The organism is Sphingobacterium gobiense (assembly GCF_002980575.1).
In the GTDB taxonomy this organism is placed as follows: Bacteria; Bacteroidota; Bacteroidia; order Sphingobacteriales; family Sphingobacteriaceae; genus Sphingobacterium; species Sphingobacterium gobiense.
On sequence record NZ_PVBS01000013.1, the window covers coordinates 1 to 639 of the forward strand.

Annotated in this window: 1 protein-coding gene; it reads right to left on the minus strand. The window is 59.8% G+C overall.

Annotation, left to right across the window (positions count from 1 at the left end; genetic code table 11):
- Window positions 1-639 (minus strand): cytochrome c biogenesis protein CcdA (locus C5749_RS19370; protein WP_281258088.1); only part of this gene is annotated, 639 nt, incomplete at both ends.

Sequence of the window (639 nt, forward strand, 5' to 3'; positions counted from 1 at the left end):
CATCCCGAAGATGGCTATCCACAGGGCCAGGAATACTTCCCTGTCCAGCCAGTTCCAGTGGTAGGCAAGGTCTACGTTGGACAGGAACTTGAGTGCCAGTGCCAGCTCCAGGAAACCCAGTACTACCTTGACGCTGTTGAGCCAGCCGCCCGATTTGGGCAGGGACTTCAGCATGGAGGGGAAGAAGGCGAAGATCACGAAGGGTATGGCAAGGGCCACCGAGAAGCCGAGCATGCCCACGGCAGGCCCAAGGCGCTCGCCCTTGGATGCCGCCTCCACCAGCAGCGTGCCGATGATCGGCCCGGTACAGGAGAAGGACACCAGTGCCAGGCTGAAGGCCATGAAGAAAAGCCCGAGTAGCCCGCCCCTGTCCGACTGGGCATCTATCCTGTTGACAAAGGAGCTGGGCAGGGTAAGTTCGAAGGCCCCGAAGAAGGATGCCGCGAAGACCACCAGTATCAGGAAGAACAGAAAGTTGAAGACACCGTTGGTGGACAGGGCGTTGAGCGCATCGGAGCCGAAGGCTATGGTGATGAGCATGCCCAGTGCGACGTAGATCACGATGATGAACAGCCCGTAGAGCAGCGCCCGGGATATCCCCCTGGCGCGGGAGCCGCTCTGTTTGGTGAAGAAACTGAC